The sequence below is a fragment of the Streptomyces sp. NPDC051105 genome, assembly GCF_040682795.1.
GTDB lineage: Bacteria > Actinomycetota > Actinomycetes > Streptomycetales > Streptomycetaceae > Streptomyces.
Window position 1 is genome coordinate 1 of record NZ_JBFBBR010000059.1, and the last position, 2,258, is coordinate 2,258.

At 35.9% G+C, this 2,258-nt stretch carries 2 protein-coding genes; both read right to left on the reverse strand.

Going from position 1 to position 2,258, the window contains the following annotated elements; all coding sequences use genetic code 11:
- Positions 1 to 421: universal stress protein (locus AB0N16_RS41630; protein ID WP_365806018.1), on the reverse strand; the 421-nt coding region annotated here is incomplete at its 3' end.
- Positions 422 to 429: 8 nt separating this feature from the next.
- Positions 430 to 2,007, reverse strand: a complete 1,578-nt coding sequence (locus AB0N16_RS41635; protein ID WP_014011560.1) for an Nramp family divalent metal transporter — start codon at positions 2,005 to 2,007, stop codon at positions 430 to 432.
- Positions 2,008 to 2,258: the final 251 nt, after the last annotated feature.

Consider the following 2,258-nt stretch of genomic DNA (forward strand, 5'->3'; position numbering starts at 1 on the left):
TTGAGATTGGAGAATTTTTAACCATATAAGTAGCATGCGAACCAAAATATCCTTTAATTCCATGCATTGATCGCGATCCAATGATTAAGATATCTGCAGATGTTGCTGGCAAAATCGTCTTAGTAATTTCCTCGGCCGGATCACCTTCTCCACTGTACAGCTGAATGTTTTTTACACCGCTATTTTCTGCATATTGTTTGTACTTTTCCAAATTAAGTGACAATTGACTTTGTTTCTGCCTCAAGTACTCAGGGTCTAACGCTTCATAAACATTCAGCTCTTCAATTTCTAAAATTGAGGCAATCAGTAATGCGGCTCCAGTTTTACTCGCTTGCTTTACAGCATATTGAAAGGCTTTTTGAGCTCCTTCTGATTCATCTACCCCAACTAAAATATTTTTAAATTCATCAAATCCTTCCATAGTGCTTCTTACCTTTCATTAATTAATTGATTATATTTTTTATTTCCTTTATACAGTTCAATAATTGTCCACGCTAACAGTAGTAATACTGCGACGATAATGACATAGGCAATAGAATCAGCTAGTACAAGTTGGCTTGATGTCACCTTTTCACCAAAAAAACCTTCAATTTGGCCGGGCAATCCAATCAAATTTAAATATGTCAATCCAATTACTGAACCCCATCCTATTATCCGAATAACTATCGAATTTTTAAACCGGCTTCCCATTTCCACCTCACTATTGGTCATCATTAATAATGGTACCATCGAAAATGGTAACGCAAAAGCTAAGAAGACTTGTGAATTATTCATTAGTGTATTTAACGCTGTGTGCTCCCGAATCGTTCCTTGCCTGCTTGTAATAATTACACAGATTAACACTGGGATAACTGAAATCAAACGCGTAATTAAGCGTCTTAGCCAAATTGGCATTCTCATATGAATGAATCCCTCCATAATTACTTGTCCAGTTAAAGTTCCGGTAATCGTTGAATTTTGTCCAGAAGCTAGTAACGCGACTGCGAATAATGTAGAAAGAAGACCTGATTTTGCAACGGTGATTAAAATTCCGTTACTCAATGTATCCGAATTTGATAAAGCCTCATACAACCCAAAGAATGATGGATCTTTCACTGCCCCTGTTTTAAAAACAGCAACTCCCATTATGAGCAATAAGGAGTTAACAAAAAAAGCGAGAGTCAATTGAATGTTAGAATCCCATGTTGAAAATCGTACAGCATTGGCGATTTCATCTTCATCCGTACGATTTATCTTTCGAGTCTGAGACACAGCCGAATGTAGATATAAATTATGAGGCATAACGGTTGCACCAATAATCCCTAATGCACCAGTTAAAGGCGTTTGACCACCAATTGAATGTGTAGAGGAGAACGTTTCACCAGTCGGAACCAATCCTTTAAGTACATCCCCCCAATTAGGATCAGACAACGCTACTTGATAAACAAACACAAAAAGAATTACAAAAATCAAACAGACAACTATTGCTTCAATTTTTCTAAAACCAACTTTCGTTAACAACAATAATATTAAAACATCAAATACCGTAATAAAGACTGCGACGACAAGCGGAATATTAAAAAGTAAATAAAGAGCAATTGATGCGCCAATTACTTCCGCAATATCTGTTGCCATAATCGCTAATTCCGTTAAAATCCATAAAATGATTCCTAGTTTTTTACTCGTTCTCGCTCGAATTGCTTGAGCTAAATCCATTTGACTAACAATTCCCAATTTAGCAGCCATATATTGTAATAGCATTGCAATTAAACTAGACATTAAAATGACCGACATTAATAAATACTGGAAGTTTTGCCCACCCGTAATCGAAGTAGACCAGTTGCCTGGATCCATATATCCCACAGCAACTAATGCTCCCGGTCCAGAATAGGCGAACAGGGTTTTCCAAAAGCCTTTGCCTTTGGGTACCTCGACAGTTCCGTTAATTTCCTCTAAAGAGGGACCATTCGCATGCTGAATTAATCGAGGTTTGTGCTCTTTACCAGACTGACTTGTTGTATCTTTCAAAATATTTCCACCTTCCTTTAAGAATATTATAAGTATACACCTCTTTTTTATAAAATTAAAGCAAAATATTAGGCAAACCTAAAAAAAAATAAACATCGCCTAATTTAATATTATTTGCCTTCATTTCATTTGTATCGGAATGAATCAATTGTACACTGGACCAATGTCAAATATTTAGACACAAAATGAGCTATATTTTCTTAAAATAATTTTCTTCTTTCTGATTTGGAGTTAAACCCTTGTTGGCGGAA